The sequence below is a fragment of the Streptomyces sp. NPDC046759 genome (assembly GCF_040645475.1).
GTDB lineage: Bacteria > Actinomycetota > Actinomycetes > Streptomycetales > Streptomycetaceae > Streptomyces.
In genome coordinates this window covers 14,118-31,119 of the sequence record NZ_JBEYYJ010000038.1, presented here as the reverse complement: position 1 = coordinate 31,119, position 17,002 = coordinate 14,118, and the positions used below count along the sequence as shown (strand labels likewise).

The window sequence follows — 17,002 nt, the reverse complement described above, 5'->3', positions numbered from 1 at the left end:
ATGCGCCTCAGAGTGTTCCTCAGTTTCGAGCACGCAGCGAAGGGCCGGGCCACGTGGTTCGCGGAAGAACTCCGTCGCACAGGCATGGCCGTCACCATGGAGGACGACTTCGGGGCGAGTTCTCCCCGTGTGGAGATGACGAAGGCTGTCCAAGAGTGCGACGTATTGGTGGCCCTGATCACCGATGCCTTCGCCGGCAGCCGGGCGGCCCAGCGGGAACTGGATCTCGCTGAGGCCTTCGGCAAGAAGGTGGTCGCCGTGTTCACCGGTCTCCCGTCTCGCAGCACGCGTGCCAAGCCCTACTCGGCCTACCGCCGTGTGGAGGTGGACGGCTGGCGCGGCGATGAGGACCACTGGAAGGAGACACTGCGCCTGACCGTGAGACTGCTGCTGCGCGAGGACGAACAGTTGCAGGCCTCGCGCACCGCTGCACCGGCCGGCGCGGCTCTGCCCGATGGACATGCTGTTCTCCTGTATGACATCGAGGACCGGTCGCTCGCCGAACAGCTCCTCAGAGCCATGCCGCACTGGCGACGGAAGGCGCAACTCGCCGACGCGTCCGGCGACGCCCTGCCCCGTGTCCTGCTGTGGACGCGCTCAGCGGCAGAGCCCTACAGCCTCGTCAGGCGCGAACTGGTCGAGGCCTCTTCCGACCGCGTCGTCTACCTCGCGATCGCGGACGACACGCCCGTCCCGGAGGTCGATGCGCCATCCTTTCCGGTCAGCAGTCTCCTGTCGGACGTGCCTGCGGAGCGGACGTACCACGGAGGTGACATTGCCCCGTCCGCCCGCGTGGAGCACTTGATCGACGACGCCGTCCGAGCCAACGAAGGAACCCCTGTCAGTGTCTTCGTCGAACGGTTCTGCTGCGCGCCGGACGTCGCGGCGCTGGCAGCAGAGGCGTACGACATCGCGGTGCGAGAACTGAGCGCTGGTGATCCGCTGCGCCTTACGGCGGTCCATCACCATGTTCTGGCCCTGAGATTTCGCGGTGAGTGGCGCAGGGCCGTTGAGATGATCCACGACGAGCTGCTGGCTACACCGCAGGAGACCCAACCCCGGACCGAGTGCCTGCGGCTGCATCTGCGGCTGGAACTGGCGTCGCTCCAATACGAGTTGGGCGACCGCAGGTCGACGAGCATCGAGCAGGACATCAAGGAACTGCAACTGCGCCTCCAGAGCGCCGGTGACCTGCCCGGATACGTTCAGGCCGGGCGGGTCCTCGGCAACGTGCTCCGGGAGCGCGGCGACTTCGACTCCGCCGAGCTGGTGATTCAGCGCACCATAGGGCTGACCGAATACCTCGCGGACTCCAGGGACGATGACGGCAACGGTCACTTGGTCCTTGCCGACTGCCTGCGGGAACTGGCCCAGCTCCACGTGGCGCGCATGGACCACGCGCGGGCACGCGCCTGTCTGCGCGATGCCGAGCGACTACTCGCCTCCCACCAGGGCGGTCGGGGTGCCGTGCGTTACTTGTCGGCGATCCTCACCTACGTGGACGCAACCATCGACGAGCGGGACGGTCAGCAGTCTCACGCCGACTCTCCGACGGAACGTGCCAGAGGCGCTCTCGAGGCGCTGTCTGAATTCGAAAACCCGATCCGGCTGGCAGCGATCTACGACTGGCTGGGGCGTGCATGGACCCGTCATGTTCCCAGCCGCCGCGAGGATCTGCTGCGGGCCGAGGAATACCTCCGCAAGGCGCTGAGGATTCGCAAGGACCATGGCCACAGTTACACCACAGGTCTCTCCCATCTGTCGCTGGGGGGCTTGTACGAACTCCTCGGACACATGGACCAGGCTCTTTCGAGCTACGAACTCGGGCGACAGATCTTCAACCGACGTGGGCTGCGGCCGGCCCTCGCCCGCGCACACGCCGCCCTGGCCAGGGGCTACTTCGGCTCCGCTCACCAGCCCGGCGACGAGAACCGGCGGCTGTATCGGACTCATCTGGAACAGGCCGACCGGATCTACCGTGAGATCCAGCTGGACAACGAAGGAATGGAGCTTCGATTCGAACTGGAGCACAAGAGCCGCAAACCATTCTCCGCTGTACCGGATGAAACACCTCTGATCGCGGTCGGCGAGTACCACCTGCACAAGTGGATCCGGGACTACGTCGCGGCCCACGGCTCGGGCATCGACAGCCGTTTCACCCTGGCGGTCGGCATCGGTGACGATGCGGCCGTCATCTCTTGCGAGGGAATGCCGGACGGCTACGGCCTGGTGTACACGACGGACTCGGCCCCCGGCTCCCTCGCCGAGACAGGCCGGTCACCGGAGTACGTGGGCCGCTTCAGCGTGGTCCAGTCGCTGTCCGACGTGTTGTCGATGGGCGCCACCCCCGTCGGTGTCATGCTCAACCTCTTCCTGAAGCGCTCCGCGACCGTTGGGTACGTCCGTCGTCTGGTGGAGGCGGTCGTACAGGAAGCCACACGCTATGGGGTGGCCGTCATCGGCGGTGACGTCAAGGAGCGCCCGGAGCAGTCCGTCGGTTGTGTGGGCATTGGGTGCGTGGACACATCGAAGATGCTCACCCGGAACGCGGCGCGACGGGGGCATGCGCTGGGCATCACGCTGGCCTCGGACCCGAGCGGCGGCTACCGGCGCATCGGAACCCGATGGGCACAGGAACTCGTGGAGTACTTCCGGATGGACCGGGCCGGCATCGTGCGCGACTTCCCGGGCCTGCGCGCGGTCATCCGGAGCGAGGCCAAGTACGACCTGCTCTACCTCCCGGACAAGGTGATGAGCAGCGCGACGAGGACGGGGAAACTGAAAGCCGCCATTGACACCAGCGACGGTGTGCTGGCCTGCTTGGAGATCATGGGCCGGGAGAGCGGCGTGGGGTTCGTCCTCGAAGAATCCGCGATCAACGCGGCCATATCGGCCGAGGCGGCCATATTGGCCGAGATACTCAACGTGCCACCGGCGCTTTTCTTGTTCAACGCGGGTCATGACTGGGAGACTGTCTTCACCTGTGAGCATGAGGACTTCGCCGAGGTCGCCGCACAGGTGGAACGAGACGTACACGGTAATGGGACAGTAATTCGTATCGGTTCGGTAGTAACCCGTGAGCAGGGGGATGACCGGGGAGTTCTGATGCGACAGCAGGACGGGGCGCAACGCCGGGTGCCATATTATACGGACGAAAAATTCGTGCCGCGTCGATACCAGGACAGGCCCTCGCAGTGGCTCACGTTCGCCAAGCGCCTCTCGTCACTGAGGAATGGGCCATGAGGACGTCCTGTCCGCCGCGTGGTACGCCCCTGCCTGACGGCTGTACGCCATGGTGGTCAGATCAAAGGAAACCGGTGTCCATGAGTGTCCCCTCCACCCCGCGGGTGGCCGTGGTCGGCTGCGGCCGCAGATTCCACACCGCGATCCTTCCGGTTCTCCAGGAATGCGGAGCCCTCCTCGTGGGCGTGGTCGACCCCGACAGCAGTAGCCGCGAGAGAGTGCCGCAGCACCTCGGTCCGGGTGCGGTTGTGGTTTCCTCCGGACAGTTGACGGTTTCCTTTTTGCGGCGCACGCTCCCGGACATTGTGATCATATGCTCACCGAGCGGCTTACATTTCCAGCAGGCCAAAATGTGCTTGGAGGAAGGCTTGCCGACCTTCCTGGAGAAGCCGCTGGCCTGCCGAGCCGATGAGGCCGTGCTGCTGCGGAGCCTCAGCGCGGGCCGGCTTGCGACGTCGGAGCAGCGAGTGCACCGTCCGGACCTCCTGGCAGCCCGAGACGTCATCAGGTCGGGACGGCTGGGCCGGCTCCTGGCCATCGAGTACCGGGACTGGGTCGCGCCGGCTCCTGCCTTTCGAAGCAGCTGGCGCAACCGCCCCTTACTGGCCGGCGGCGGCGTGCTGCTGGACCTGGGCTACCACACGATCAACACGCTCCAATGGCTACTGGACAGCAATTTCGCCGACCTTGTACCGTCCGCCGTCCGTTTTCGCTACGAGTCCTACGCGGTCGAGAGCCAGGCACTCATCCGATGCGTGACCGAGCATGTCGCCCTCCACCTGGATGTCGGCCTCGACGCGACGAATCCACGGGAGGAGTTGTGCGTTACGGGGACGCAGGGACGGCTCCGTCTGCGGAGAAGGCGGGGCAGCCATGGCGTGTCGATCGTGGAAGTGACCGCAGCCAGAGGCGAGGCCACGGAGACAGTGCATCACCTCGGCAAGGGCTACGACACTCGATCTCTCAAAGAATTCATGAACGGGAAGGAGTCGGTCGCGTCACTCGAACGGCACGTCGCGACTGTTGAGACGCTAGAGAAGCTCTATCGCGAGGAGAAAGAAATGGAACACTTCAGGTGAATATCGCGGAACTGCAAGAGAAGAACTTCATCCAGCGGATCCTCGGGCCTTTGGCCAGTACGGCGAAGGCCGAGAAATTCGAGGATGCCGTGGTCATCGACCTGGTCGACATCACCGGGTATCCTGACGCGCCCTACCTGGTGTACTCGCTGGACCAGCCGTACTTCATCCACCACGCCGACACTTCCTTGGATCCTTATCGCTTCTACGGTCGCTGGATCGCCGGAACGACCTGCAACGACGTGATCGCCATGGGCGGCAGGTGCCGGGGATTCTCTTTGGCCCTCGCCGCGCCTCCCGAGACGGACACCGCGCATGTCGAGGCCATTGGTCACGGCATCAACGACGTGCTGCGACATATGGGGGCGGTCTACGAAGGTGGCAACTTCCACAACGGAGACCTGGCAACCGTCGGGTGTGCTTGGGGCACGGTCCCCAGGCACGGGATCGTCCGCAGGTCGGGTGCACGAGTCGGCGACCGGATCGTCGTGACCGGTGAACTGGGCCTCGGCTGGCTCGAATACCTCCTGCGGCGGCACGACCTGACGGACTTGATCGACGACAAGGACAAGCGGAAGTTCCGAACCTACAAGTCGATGCCGGTCGGAGCCGCATCCGCGGTCACGGCGGTGGCAGAGCGGGGCCAGTTCACCTCCGGCATGGATCTCAGCGACGGTCTGGTGGAGTTCCTGTACACGGTGGGGACGCGTAACGACGCGGGCTGCACCATCAGCGCGGACAAGCTGCCCGTGTCTTTGGCGGTCCGGCGCAACAGTGCCCTCCTCGGCAGGGTCGACCCGGATCTCAAGCAGCTCGGCGCGTACCCGTTTCTTCTCGCCCTCGACCCCGGCTACGACTCGCCCATGCGGCACGCCTTCACGGTGCGCCCAGGACACGTGGCACAGGCGCAGGCGGAGTTCGCAGCGCACGGCGCCGAACTCCACGTGATCGGGGAGGTCACCGCGACGCCTGGGATCCGGCTGCGAACGGAACGGGCGGTTTTTGACATCCCGCCGTTCTGGGATGACAACCTCCGTCAGAACACCGCACTCTCGGCATGGGCCCAGTTCATCAAGGACTTGGACGTCAAGGGGTGAAGCGTGACAGGTGATTCGTTGGCTCTGCACGGCGGGTCGCCGGCTGTGACGGCCCGTTGGCAGCAGGACTGGCCGTATGTAGGCCCCGAAGAGATCTCGTCGGTCACCCGTCTCTTGGAGAGCCGGGTCTTGTCGATCTACGACCGCTCCGGAATAGTCGCCGACTTCGAGGACGCATTCGCCTCCTATCACTCCACGGATGGAATGCCACCGTTCGCGCTGTCGCACAACTCGGGCACTTCGTCACTGCACGCAGCGTATTTCGGGCTCGGCCTCGGCCCGGGCGACGAGGTCATCGTGCCCACGTACACGTTCCTCGCGACCGTGACACCTCTGCTCCAAGTGGGCGCCACACCGGTCTTCGCCGACTTGGATCCGGTCAGCCTCACGGTGGACCCGGACGCCGTGCGCTCCCGCATCAGCCCGCGTACCCGAGCCATCGTGGTGACGCACATGTGGGGGCACCCGGCGGACATGGCATCGCTGGTGGCCCTGTCCACACGTCACCGGCTCCCCTTGGTCGAGGACTGTTCGCATGCCCACGGGGCGACCGTGGACGGGCGGAAGGTCGGCACCTTCGGCACAGTCGGTTGCTTCAGCCTCGAAGGGCACAAGGCGCTCGCTGCCGGAGAAGGGGGAATCCTCATCACCCGGTCACGGGAGGTCTACGAACGGGCCCTCATGCTCGGGCACTTCGGGCGGCGTGCCAAGGACGAGGTGCTCGACGACTCCCTGCGGCGATTCGTGGACACGGGCTTCGGACACAAGTACCGGATGCATCCGCTCGCGGCCGCGATCGCTCTGGAGCAACTGAAGCGCCTCGACGACCGAAATGAGCGCCGCCGAGTGAATCTCGAGGCACTCAGCGGGGTCCTCGCCCCGGTCCCGGGAGTCCATCCACCGCGCACTGCCTCCGGCATGACCCGAGGCGGCTGGTACGGATACAAGCCCCGCTACGCGGCGCACGAACTCGGCGGCCTTCCGCTCGCACGGTTCATGACCGCGTTGCGTGCAGAGGGCGTACAGGTCAAGAAGCCGGGTTCTCCGCCTCTGCACGGCCTTCCCCTCTTCCGAATGACCAGGAGCATCGGCCGCGACCTGGCGCTGCCGTGGGCGGAAACCCTTGCCGCATCGGAGCCGCCCTTGTGGGAGTGCCCGACAGCGGATGAGGTCTACCCGCAGCTCATGAGCCTGCCGACGTTCTCCGGCGACTGCTCGACAGTGATCGCGCAATATGGGGAGGCTTTCGCCAAAGTCACCGCCCGCTGGCGGGAATTGATGTGACACGAGTGGTCCCGGTCCTGCCACGCTCCGGGGGATGGCCGGGGTACGGCGGTCATGGCGCCGATCTGCTGCGGACGCTCCCACCCCTGTGGGTCATTCTCCCCGCGGAGCACCGCCCACCAACACCATGGCGTTCTTGACGCCTGCCAGCCGTGCGAAACCGAGGGCGTAGCCCCGCAGATCGGCCTGTACGACGCGGAGCTCCGCCCGGCAGTCCGCACTCTGCGGCCACTCCGATTCGGGCCGGTCGGGACTGTCTTCTTCGAATGCCTTCAGCCGGGGGTGCCAGGTGGACAGGAACGGTCTCAGCTCACGGTTGAGCATGGTGATGGCGAGATACTCCACCGTCTGCTCGCCCCTGGCCTGGACCGAGGGACGCGTGGACTTCAATGCCTCCCGGACGGTGCCGAACAGGCCGTACAGCGAGGTCAGGGCTTCCCGCAGCAGCCCCTCGTCATCGGCGAGCGGCTGGGTCGACACCCGAGTGACGGTCTCGACGAACAGCCGCCAAGCCACCTGTTTCGCCTCGTTGTTCACCACGAAGGTCAACTCGCTGAGCTGAGGCACCGACACACGTACCTCGGTCAGTCTGGCAGCACGCCCGTACACCTGAAAGGCCAGCACACTGACCGCGCCGGCGAAGGCGCCGGTGACAACGAACAGATTCCGTCCGGACAGCCGGGTGACCCCGAAGACAACCAGCCCGGCCACAGCACCTATCAGCACGGAGATGCAGATCCGCGCGGCAGGAGTACGCAAGAGGCGGAGCATCCGAGGCCACCGATTCATCGCTCCCGCCCCCAAGTCGTCCCCTGTCCCACTGTTCGTCAATCTAGCGGATCGTCTGGTCAGGCTGTGGGTTGCGACAGAGACGACCAGGGCGCCGGTGCCGTGGTTGCGGGACGTCGAGCCCCACCACCGCGTTGTGACCAGGAGCCGGTCCTACGGCTCCGGCGGCGCGGGGCTCGAAGGAGCCTCGCAGGTCTGGGGCAGTGCACGGGTGCCGGATCGCCGCGCCGTGCGAGGTCTCACGGTGCGACGGAGCGGGCCGGTCCGCCTGGCTGGTCGGACGCCTTCAGCCGGGAGGCCATGAGACGGACGATCTCCGTCTGGTGCTGGGCCAGGAAGAAGTGACCGCCGGGGAAGACCTTCAGGGTGAAGGGGCCGTCGGTGTGCCCGGACCAGGCGGTGGCCTCCTCCACGGTGACCTTCGGGTCCTCGTCGCCGACGAGGCAGGTCACGGGGCAGCGCAGCGGTGGCCCCGGTTCCCAGGTGTAGGTCTCGGCGGCGCGGTAGTCCGCCCGGATGGCCGGGAGGATCATGCGCAGGACTTCCTCGTCGCCCAGCAGTTGGGGGTTGGTGCCGCTGAGGCCGCGCATCTCGGCGACGAGGCCGTCGTCGTCGCGCAGGTGGACGGTCTCGTCGCGGTGCGCGGAGGGAGCACGGCGGCCGGAGACGACGAGGGCGGCGGGCACGATGTCCCGCTCCCGCTCCAGCCGTCGGGCGATCTCGTAGGCGAGGGAGGCGCCCATGCTGTGACCGAACAGGGCGAGGGGCCGGTCGGTCCAGGGCAGGAGGGCCTCGTAGACCTTGTCGGCGAGCGCCGGTACGGAGTCCAGGAGCGGTTCGCTGCGGCGGTCCTGGCGGCCGGGGTACTGCACGCACAACACGTCGACGGTGCCGGGCATGGACCGGGACACGGGGAAGTAGAAGCTGGCGGAGCCGCCCGCGTGAGGCAGGCAGACCAGCCGGACGCGGCTGTCGGGGCGCGGGTGGAACCTGCGGATCCACAGGCCGTTGTCCTTGGTGAGCGGGGAGTACACGGAATCGTTCCTTCTCGGTTTCGGCTGGACCGCCCACCGTGGCGGGGCGTTCGCAGGGAGGAGGCGGGGCGGCGCGAGCGGGCCCCGCCGACAGCTCGTCAGGAACCTGTGACGTCCTCCTTGATGATGCGCTCGACGTTCCGTTCGGCCAGCGCCGTGATGGTCACGAACGGGTTGACGCCGATGCTGCCGGGGATGAGCGAGCCGTCGGTCACGTAGAGGTTCCGGTATCCGGCGACACGTCCGTAGTTGTCGGTGGCCTTGCCGAGGACGCAGCCGCCGAGCGGGTGGTAGCAGAAGTCGTCGGCGAAGGCCTTGATCTGCTTGCCGAAGAGGTCGTACCGGTAGATGGTGCCGTTGGCCTTGTTGATGCGGTCGAACAGCGACTTCGCCGCCGCGACCGCGGGCGCGTTCTGCTCCCGCGTCCAGCGCAGGTCCGCCCGGTCCTTGGCGGCGTCGTAGACGAAGGTGCCGCGCTCCGGGTTCTTGGTGATGGCCAGGTAAAGACTGACCCAGGTCTCGACCCCCGCCGGCATGGGGGCGATCTCGGCGAAGACGGAGGCGTCCGGATTGTCCCAGTCGTCGATGCCGAGGGCGGGGATCGACGACTGTTTGCTGCCCGTCGGGTTCCACATGTGGTTGGCGCGCGCGGTCATGATGTTGCCGTTGGGGCCCCAGCCCGCACCGACCTCGGAGCTGAGGTGGGGAAGAGCGCCGGTCTCCCGGGCGCGCAGCAGCAGTTCGGTCGAGCCGAGACTGCCGGCGCCGAGGAAGAGGTGGCGGCAGGAGACCTCCTTGGTCGCGAGCAGCTTGCCGTCGGGGTCCCTCTGCTCGACGGTCAGCAGGTACGTGCCGTCGTTCTGCTGACGGATCGCCTTGACCTGGTGCAAGGTCTCGATGGTGACGTTGCCGGTGCCCAGGGCGGCCGCCAGGTAACTCTTGTCGAGTGAGACCTTGCCGTGATTGTTTCCGTAGATGACCTCGGCGGCCAGCGCGGACCTGGGCACCGCACCGTCCGCCTCACGGCGCATGTAGTCCCAGTCGTAGACGTTGGGCACGAAGGTGGTGCTCAGACCCGCCTTCGAGGCCTGCTCGCGCGAGACACGCGCGAACTTGTACCAGTCGGTCTGCTCGAACCAGCTCGGGTCGACGGTGTTGACCCGCAGGGTGGAGTTCGCGCGCGGGAAGTACTTGGTGTACATCTCGTCGGCGCCGACCTGGGGCAGCACCTCCTCGAAGTACGAGCGCCGGGGCGTGACCGCCATGCCGCCGTTGACGAGCGAACCGCCGCCGACCCCGCGTCCCACGTAGACGGACATCTGGTCGAAGTTGACCCGGTCCAGTACACCCGCGTAGGGCTCGATGTCCCGGTTGGCGAGGTCGAGCCACAGGAAGGAGCCGAGCGGGGCCTCGGTGCGGGTCTTGAACCAGCTGGAGCGTTTGTCGGGCTTGAGCATCCCGCTGAACACGTTGCCGTCCGGGCCGGGCTGGTTCCACAACTGGCCCATCTCCAGCATCAGGGTGGTGACCCCTGCCTCGCCGAGGCGCAGGGCGGAGACGGCCGCGCCGTAACCGGTGCCGACCACCACAGCGGGGACGAACGTACCGCCGGAACCACTGGTTGCGGTGGCAGCGGCCGCCCGGGGGGCGGCGGTGATGGTGGTCTGCCCCGCGAGTGCGGCGGCGCCCAAGGCCGCCAGGCCGAGCATGCGGCGGCGCGACAGGGGCTGGTGTGCAATCACGCTGTGTCTCCTGAACTTCGGGGAGAGGAAGGATGAAAGGGGAAGGCCGGCCGTAGGGGCACGGCCCGGGCGGAACGAACCAGGTGGAGACCGCGAGAAACGCCGTCGTGGACATCCGGATCGGGCGGGCCGGCCCGCCGAAGCCGGCCCGGGGGTCGCCCCGTCCGCGGAAAAGAGGACGTCACGGTACGGCCCGCTGACGCGCCTTCAGGCGTCCGCCGGGCCGGGCGGCGTAAGGCGGGACGCGGCCGGTTCGGGCCCTCCGGCGCCGCGGAGTCCTCGGCCGGTGCCGGTGTCGGTGCCGGCGAGGCGCTTCTCCGCGGCGCGCGCAGTCATGCGAGCCGTTGCGCCGTACGCTTGCCGGGCACTCGATGAGCGGCGAGTCCGGCCGCCGTCCTGCGTTCGGCCGGGGTGAACGCGGCCACGGCCACCGGCGCGGGGCTCCATGCCCGCTCACTTCACGAAGTCGTCCACGACCTCGGGCGGCCAGGTGCCGACCTTGAGCACGCCCATGGAGTAGGCGCGGGAGACGAGCGCTGCGCGGTTGGGCACCTTCAGCTTCCGCAGCAGGCAGGTCACGTGGTACTCGACGCCCTGTCGGCTGAGGTAGAGGCTCCCCGCCAGGGGGATGGTCGATACGCCGGCGGCGATGCCTTCGAGGATGCGCGCGTCCATCGCGGAGAGGATCTTCTTGCGTTTGGGCACCACACGTGTCCCCTCGGCGTCCCCGGCCGTGGGCATCATGACCAGGATCGCCGTCGTGTCGGGCAGGCCACCGCGCACCGCGACCGCGGTGAGGGGAACGGTGAAGGCGGACTCCTCGCCAGGGCCCACGGCAATGACGGGCGTGACGAAGCGCTGGTGCTTCCCTTCCAACAAATTGGAGAATTGGCGCACCAGCGGCTGCTGCACGCTCGGGTGAACCACGTCACGGAAATTGCGACCGCAGATGTCCTCGGACGAGCCGCTGAACTGCCGGAAGAACTCCTGGTTCGCCTGCTGTATGGTCAGGGTTTTATCGAGGCTCGCCATGCACAGGCCCGGAGCTGCAGGTGCTGGACTCAGCAAGAGAAGGCTCCTGTCAGAAAACTTGAGCGCGAAATCAATTCGGAGGCTGGTGAACGGCCGCGAAGGCCGCCGACAGGGGCGCCATCGGCCCTGGACCAGCAGTATCTCCAGACGCCGCCATCCTGCGTCACCACCCTTGCGGGGTCCTGGTCGAGCTGCTGGCGGCCGCTTGTCGTCTCCCACCATCGTTTTCCGGACCCCTTGTCGAAATCCTTGCCGAACACCTGCCGCTTTCTTGCCAATCGATGGACCCGCAGCCTGGAAGGCGCTTTCTCTGTGTCAAGATCCACAGGAAGACGGCGTGCGACCCAGTTGGCTCGAAACCGTCCGTCAGCCAGCCGTATCCGCGAGAACGATGGGGATCGCCATGCCCACACCTCCGACCGCAAACGTGTTACCCACGGGAACCGGCCGTGAGCTCTTATTGAGCGTTCTGGGGCCCATGTCGGCGCGGCACGACGGGCGAGATCTGCCGCTCGGGCCGCCGCGCCGGCGAACCCTGCTCGCCCTGCTGCTCATCCGCCTGGGCCGCGTGGTGCCCACCGAACTGCTCGTCGAGGAACTGTGGGGTGACGAAGCGCCCCGTCACGCCGTGGCGACGCTCCAGAGCCATGTCTCCCATCTGCGCCGGGCCCTGCACGCAGTGGCGGGAACGGGCCAACTTTCGGTGCTGCGTCATCGGACGCCCGGTTACGTCCTCGACCTCGATCCCGACCAGGTCGACGCCTGCCGCTTCGAGCGTCTGGTCACCGACGGGCGGCGGCTGCTGGAGCAGCGCGATCCGCACACCGCGCAGGCCCGGCTCACCGAGGCCCTGGGCCTGTGGCACGGCTCGCCCTACGCGGAGTTCGACAGCCATCCGCCGCTCAGCGACGAGTGCACCCGGCTCGAACAGATCCGGCTCACCGCCGTGGAGTCCTGCGCGGAGGCGCGGCTGGCTCTCGGCGCGGCCGAAGAGGTCGCCGCCGATCTGGACGGGGAAGCACGCCGTCATCCCACCCGGGAGCGGCTGGTCGGCCACCTGATGACGGCACTGTCCCGGCTCGGGCGGCAGGCCGAGGCGCTCGAGGTGTACGAGCGGACGCGCAGCCATCTGGTCGAGGAGTTCGGTGTGGACACCGCTGCCGAACTACGCCGGGTCAGAAACGCGATTCTGCGCCAGGAGCCGGGAGCGAGCGCCCCTTCGCCGCAGCCGTCCCCCGCACCGCGTGAGTCCACCGGAGCGTCACACGTCCAGCTCGTGAGGAACGGGATCAGTGACGGCGGAGTACCGGAGTCCGCAGGCTTCGAGGGCTTCGAGGGCTTCGGGGGCTTCGAGGGCTTCGAGGGCTTCGAGGGCTTCCAAGGAGGTGGGACAGCCGTCACGCCCCCGGGGCACGGCCGGGCGGCGGCAACCGACGGCGTCGACCGGGCGGATGACTCCGGCGCGACTCTCGAACGCCCGATCACGGGGGCCGACGCGCGCCCGCAGGCGCGCACCGAGGGGCCGCCGGGCTGGCTGGCGGACACCGCCGGCACGCAGGCCGGGACGGCCCGGTGGCGGCCTGCTCCGCGGCCGGAGCACGAGCCGGCAGCCTCCCCGGGTGCCGGCGGGTCCCCGGAGTCCGAGTCGGGGTGGGCGGCTGCCCCTTCGCCGTTCACCGGCCGCAGCCAGGAGCTCGACCGCCTGACGACCGCCGCCGCGAGCGCGGTCGTGGGCCACGGCCATGTGGCCGGCGTCCTCGGCCCCCCAGGCGTCGGAAAGACCCGCCTGCTGCTGGAGCTTGCGGCCCGTCTGGAGAGCATGGACGCGCAGGAGAACGGCTCGGGGCTGGAGGTGGTCTGGAGCCACTGCTTCCCCGGCGAAGGCGTCCCCCCTTACTGGTTGTGGACCCAGATCCTGCGGCGGCTGTCCGCCACCCGGCCGGATGCCTTTCGCGAGGCGACGGAACCGTACGGCGCCCTGCTCGCCCCGCTGATGCCCGAGCGGTCGGCGGCGCGGACCGGAGGCCCGGGATGGGCCTCCGACTGGTGTCAGGCCCGCTTCCTCGCGCACGACGCGGTCTGCGAGGTGCTGCTCGCCCTCGCCGGGCAACACCCGCTCGTACTGCTCCTGGAAGATCTGCAGTGGGCGGACACCGCCTCCCTCGACCTGCTCCGGCTGCTGAGCACCCGCTGCCAGGGCCGTCCGATCGGCATCGTGCTCACGGCCCGGGCGTTCGAGGCCGAGTCGGACGCCACGCTGCGCCGCATGGTCTCCGACGTGCTCCGCGGTCCCAGGACCGAGACGCTGCGGCTCTGCGGGCTCTCCCGGCAAGCCGTCGGCGCCCTCGTCGAGGCACATGCGGGCGCCGGTGTGGCCCCGGAGGTCATCGAGGTGCTGCACCGGCGCAGCGAGGGCAATCCGTACTTCGTGATGCAGCTTCTCTCCCTCGTGGGCGATGCGCGCAAGCTCCGTCGCCCGGGCGCGGTCGACGCGCTCCTGGCTCACATTCCCACCGGTGTGCGCGAGGCGCTGCACCAGCGGTTCACCGCCCTGCCCGAGCCGGTCCTGCGGGTGCTTCGATTGTGCGCCGTCATCGGTGCCGAGGTGGACACCGACCTCTTGAACCGCACCGCTACGCACGACGAACCGGTCATCGCGGGTCTCGAGTCGGCCATCCGCGCCGGCCTGCTCGGAGAGGACCCGCACCATCCGGGGCGGCTGCACTTCGCCCACGCCCTGGTCCAGGAGACGCTCGTCGACGAGCTCCCCCGTGAGGACCGCCACCGCCTGCACGCCAGGGTCGCCGAGGCGCTGCGGGCACGCAGGCGCGGGCAGGTGGGGGACGAGGAGATCGAGCGGGTGGCACATCACAGCTGGCACGCCAAGAGTGCGCTGCCCGCCGCCGAGGTGCTGCCCCGGCTGCTGCTCGCCGCGGAACATGCCGAGCAGTCCATGGCGTACGAGCAGGTGGAGATCTGGCTGCGCCGCGCAGTGCACCTGGTCGGCTTCCTGCCGCCGGACGATGCCGCCACGGTGAGGCTGGAACAGAAGCTGCACATCCAACTCGGCCAGGTACTCGCCACCACACGCGGCTACGGCCACCCCGAGGCCGAGACGGCGCTGACGCGCGGCCGCGCCCTCAACACGGCCACGCACGCCCCCGAGGACCCGTCGGTGCTCTGGGCGCTGTGCGCGGCGAACCTGGTCAGCGGCCGCTACGACGCCTCGCGGCAGTTCTCCGGCCTGCTGCGGGACATCTCCCGGCAGACCCGGGAGCCCGTGGCGGCGCTCGGTGCGGCGTACGGCGAAGGCATCGTGCTGCACGTGCGCGGAATGCTGCCTCAGGCGCTGGCCGAACTGGAGCGCGGTGTCGGCATGGCGGATCGTTTCGCCAACGAGGGCCACGCGCTGGCGCGTACCTTCCAGCACGATCCACGCGTCTCCTGCCGCTCCTACGACACCTTCACCCACTGGCTCCTCGGTCACCGGCAGACCGCCGACGTGCGCCGACGTGAGCTGCTGAGCCTCACCGAGTACGAAAGCAGGCCGTCCGACCGTTCCTTCGCGCTGTACGTGGACGGGGTCGTGGCCGCTTGGGAGGGTGACACCGGCACCGCACTCGCCTCGAGCGACGAGGGCGTCCGCGTCGCGGGCGAACACGGACTTCTCTACTGGAAGGCGATGCTGGGCGTCGTCAAGGGGTGGGGCCTGGCCCACGCGGGAGATCACGACGACGGCCTCGCCCTCATGCACACCTCACTGGCCGAACTGGGCCGGTCCAGGACGTACCTGCGCCACCCGCTCCATCTGGGCCTGCTGGGCCAGGCCCAGCGTCACATCGGACGGACCGAGGAGGCGAAGGCCACCTTCCGGATGCTGCTGGCCGCTGTCGAGCAACGTCGTGAACGCGTGTACCTCAACCCGGCGCTGCCCGCCACCCCGCTGCTCCACGAACTGCTGGGCGTCGGTGCCGACGAGGCGCTCGCGGGCCGGGACGGGCCCGGCTCCGGCCGATGAACGCGGTGGACCCACGCTCCGCCCCGTCGGACCCCGTGCCTCACGGCCGATGCCGGTCAGTCCTCGGAGATCGCGACCGCCTGTACCGGACAGGCCGTGGGGACGTCGTGCACGCGCGGGTCCCCCGCCCCGTCCTCGTGTCCCGGAACCAGGGCGACCAGCGCGTCGTCGTCCTGCGTGAAGACGCCGGGTGCGGTCATGACGCACTGGCCGGAGCCGATGCACCGGTCACGGTCGATGGTGATGCGCATGGCGTGACCCGCCTCCCTTCCTTCCGTTCCCTCCGCCCGGATCCTCACCAGGTGACGGGGAGCTCGATCGGGCCCTGGGCGTCGTGACCGGCCTTGATGGGCACCTCGTCCAGGGGTACGGCCAGCCGGAGGCCCGGGATGCGGGCGAAGAGGGTACCGAGGGCGATCTCGAGCTCGGCGCGTGCGAGGTTCTGCCCCAGGCACTGGTGGATGCCGTGCCCGAAGCCGACGTGGTGCCGCGCGTTGCGCCGGGCGTCGAACACGTCAGGGTTCTCGTACGCCTTGGCGTCGCGGTTCATCAGCGTGATGGAGACCAGCACCGCGTCACCGGCCTTGATGGTCTCGCCGCCGACATCGATGTCTTCCTTGGCCATCCTGACCAGGTAGTCGGAGACGGAGGTGAACCGCAGCAGCTCCTCGACCACTCCCGGGATCGCGGCAGGGTCGCGCAGCAGCACGTCGATCTGCTCGGGGTGCTGGATGAGCGTGAGGGCTCCGAGGGCGATCGCGTTGACGGTGGTCTCGTGGCCGGCCACCAGCAGGACGAACGCGATCATGACCACCTCGTCGTGGTCCAGGTCGCCCTCCTCCAACTGGCGTGCGATCAGCTCGTCCAGCAGACCGTCGCCGGGTTCGGCCTGCTTCCTGGCGACCAGGCCGTGCAGATACGTGTACAGCTCGGCGAAGGCCGCGTCGGCCTCCGCCGACGTCGCGGCGCCCACGAAGTTGCGGGAGCACTCCTCGAAGAAGTCGTGGTCGCCGTACGGAACGCCGAGGAGCTCGCAGATCGCCACGGAGGGCACGGGCAGGGCGAAGGCCGACACCAGGTCCGCGACCGGCCCCTTCGCCAGCATGTCGTCCAGGAGCCGGTCGACCAGGCTCTGCAGCCTGGGGCGGATGGCGTTCATGCGCTTGACGCCGAAGCTGGGGATCAGCATGCGCCGCTGCCGGGCGTGCAGGGGGTCGTCGACGCCGATCAGCGGGAACGCGAGCCCGCCGCGGTCCTCCGTGCGCCGGACGACGACCGGGAAGACCGGATGACCCCAGTCGGAGGACAGCCGGGGATCGACGAGCAGCGCCCGTCCCTCGGCATGCCCGGTGATCAGCCACGCCGGCCGGCCGTCGAACAGCGTGACCCGCGTCAGCGGGCTCTCGCCGCGCCATTCCGTGTAGGCCTTCGGCGGCTGGTACGGGCAGGTCCTGTCCCGGGGGAAGGACGGGGCCGGCGTTCCGGTGAGGCGGATGTCGGTCTCGGTCATGTGGTGCCTTTCGAACAAGGGGCAGTGCGGACGTGCGTCGATACGTGGACGGCTGGGGGAAGAGGTCTCAGTGCGTCGGCGGGGCGCCCCGGCGGCGGGCGGCGGGGGCCGGTCGGCCCGAGGGTCGCGGCCGCGGGAGAGTCGCGGTGGTCCGAGGACCGGCACACGGAGTCT

At 68.5% G+C, this 17,002-nt stretch carries 11 protein-coding genes; 5 read left to right on the top strand and 6 right to left on the bottom strand.

Annotated elements, in window-relative coordinates; all coding sequences use genetic code 11:
- The first annotated feature begins 12 nt into the window (after positions 1-12).
- The 4 genes from ABZ919_RS36245 to ABZ919_RS36230 all read left to right on the top strand — a co-directional run bounded on the left by ABZ919_RS36245 (position 13) and on the right by ABZ919_RS36230 (position 6,703).
- Positions 13-3,243, top strand: a complete 3,231-nt coding sequence (locus tag ABZ919_RS36245; protein WP_361256773.1) for an AIR synthase related protein — start codon at positions 13-15, stop codon at positions 3,241-3,243.
- Positions 3,244-3,323: 80 nt separating this feature from the next.
- Positions 3,324-4,322 (top strand): Gfo/Idh/MocA family oxidoreductase, encoded by a 999-nt coding sequence (locus tag ABZ919_RS36240; protein WP_361256770.1) that lies wholly within the window; start codon positions 3,324-3,326, stop codon positions 4,320-4,322.
- Positions 4,319-5,419: an AIR synthase related protein gene (locus tag ABZ919_RS36235; RefSeq protein WP_361256767.1), complete on the top strand. Its 1,101-nt coding sequence runs from the start codon at positions 4,319-4,321 to the stop codon at positions 5,417-5,419. The genes ABZ919_RS36240 and ABZ919_RS36235 overlap by 4 nt, the downstream gene beginning before the upstream one ends.
- Before the next feature lie 3 nt (positions 5,420-5,422).
- Positions 5,423-6,703, top strand: a complete 1,281-nt coding sequence (locus tag ABZ919_RS36230; RefSeq protein WP_361256764.1) for a DegT/DnrJ/EryC1/StrS family aminotransferase — start codon at positions 5,423-5,425, stop codon at positions 6,701-6,703.
- A gap of 93 nt (positions 6,704-6,796) precedes the next feature.
- Here ABZ919_RS36230 and ABZ919_RS36225 read toward each other — a convergent pair whose 3' ends face one another.
- The 4 genes from ABZ919_RS36225 to ABZ919_RS36210 all read right to left on the bottom strand — a co-directional run bounded on the left by ABZ919_RS36225 (position 6,797) and on the right by ABZ919_RS36210 (position 11,300).
- Positions 6,797-7,462: a hypothetical protein gene (locus tag ABZ919_RS36225; RefSeq protein ID WP_361256762.1), complete on the bottom strand. Its 666-nt coding sequence runs from the start codon at positions 7,460-7,462 to the stop codon at positions 6,797-6,799.
- Positions 7,463-7,731: 269 nt separating this feature from the next.
- Entirely contained in the window at positions 7,732-8,526 is a 795-nt protein-coding gene (locus ABZ919_RS36220) for an alpha/beta fold hydrolase (RefSeq protein WP_361256760.1), read from the bottom strand.
- A gap of 98 nt (positions 8,527-8,624) precedes the next feature.
- Complete coding sequence (locus ABZ919_RS36215) at positions 8,625-10,235, bottom strand: GMC oxidoreductase (protein ID WP_361256902.1); 1,611 nt, start codon at positions 10,233-10,235, stop codon at positions 8,625-8,627.
- A gap of 486 nt (positions 10,236-10,721) precedes the next feature.
- Positions 10,722-11,300 carry a LuxR C-terminal-related transcriptional regulator gene (locus tag ABZ919_RS36210; protein ID WP_361256757.1) on the bottom strand — a complete coding sequence of 193 codons (579 nt, stop codon included), beginning with the start codon at positions 11,298-11,300 and terminating at the stop codon, positions 10,722-10,724.
- Positions 11,301-11,778: 478 nt separating this feature from the next.
- Between ABZ919_RS36210 and ABZ919_RS36205 the strand changes: the two genes are divergently transcribed.
- A complete protein-coding gene (locus tag ABZ919_RS36205) occupies positions 11,779-15,318 on the top strand; it encodes a BTAD domain-containing putative transcriptional regulator (RefSeq protein WP_361256754.1) in 3,540 nt (1,179 codons plus the stop codon).
- Positions 15,319-15,374: 56 nt separating this feature from the next.
- On the opposite strand, the gene ABZ919_RS36200 is transcribed toward ABZ919_RS36205, so the two are convergent.
- Positions 15,375-15,569 (bottom strand): ferredoxin, encoded by a 195-nt coding sequence (locus tag ABZ919_RS36200; RefSeq protein WP_361256752.1) that lies wholly within the window; start codon positions 15,567-15,569, stop codon positions 15,375-15,377.
- Between the two features lie 44 nt (positions 15,570-15,613).
- The gene (locus ABZ919_RS36195) at positions 15,614-16,828 is read right to left on the bottom strand and encodes a cytochrome P450 (RefSeq protein ID WP_361256749.1); all 1,215 of its coding nucleotides are present in this window, start codon (positions 16,826-16,828) and stop codon (positions 15,614-15,616) included.
- Between the last annotated feature and the right edge of the window lie 174 nt (positions 16,829-17,002).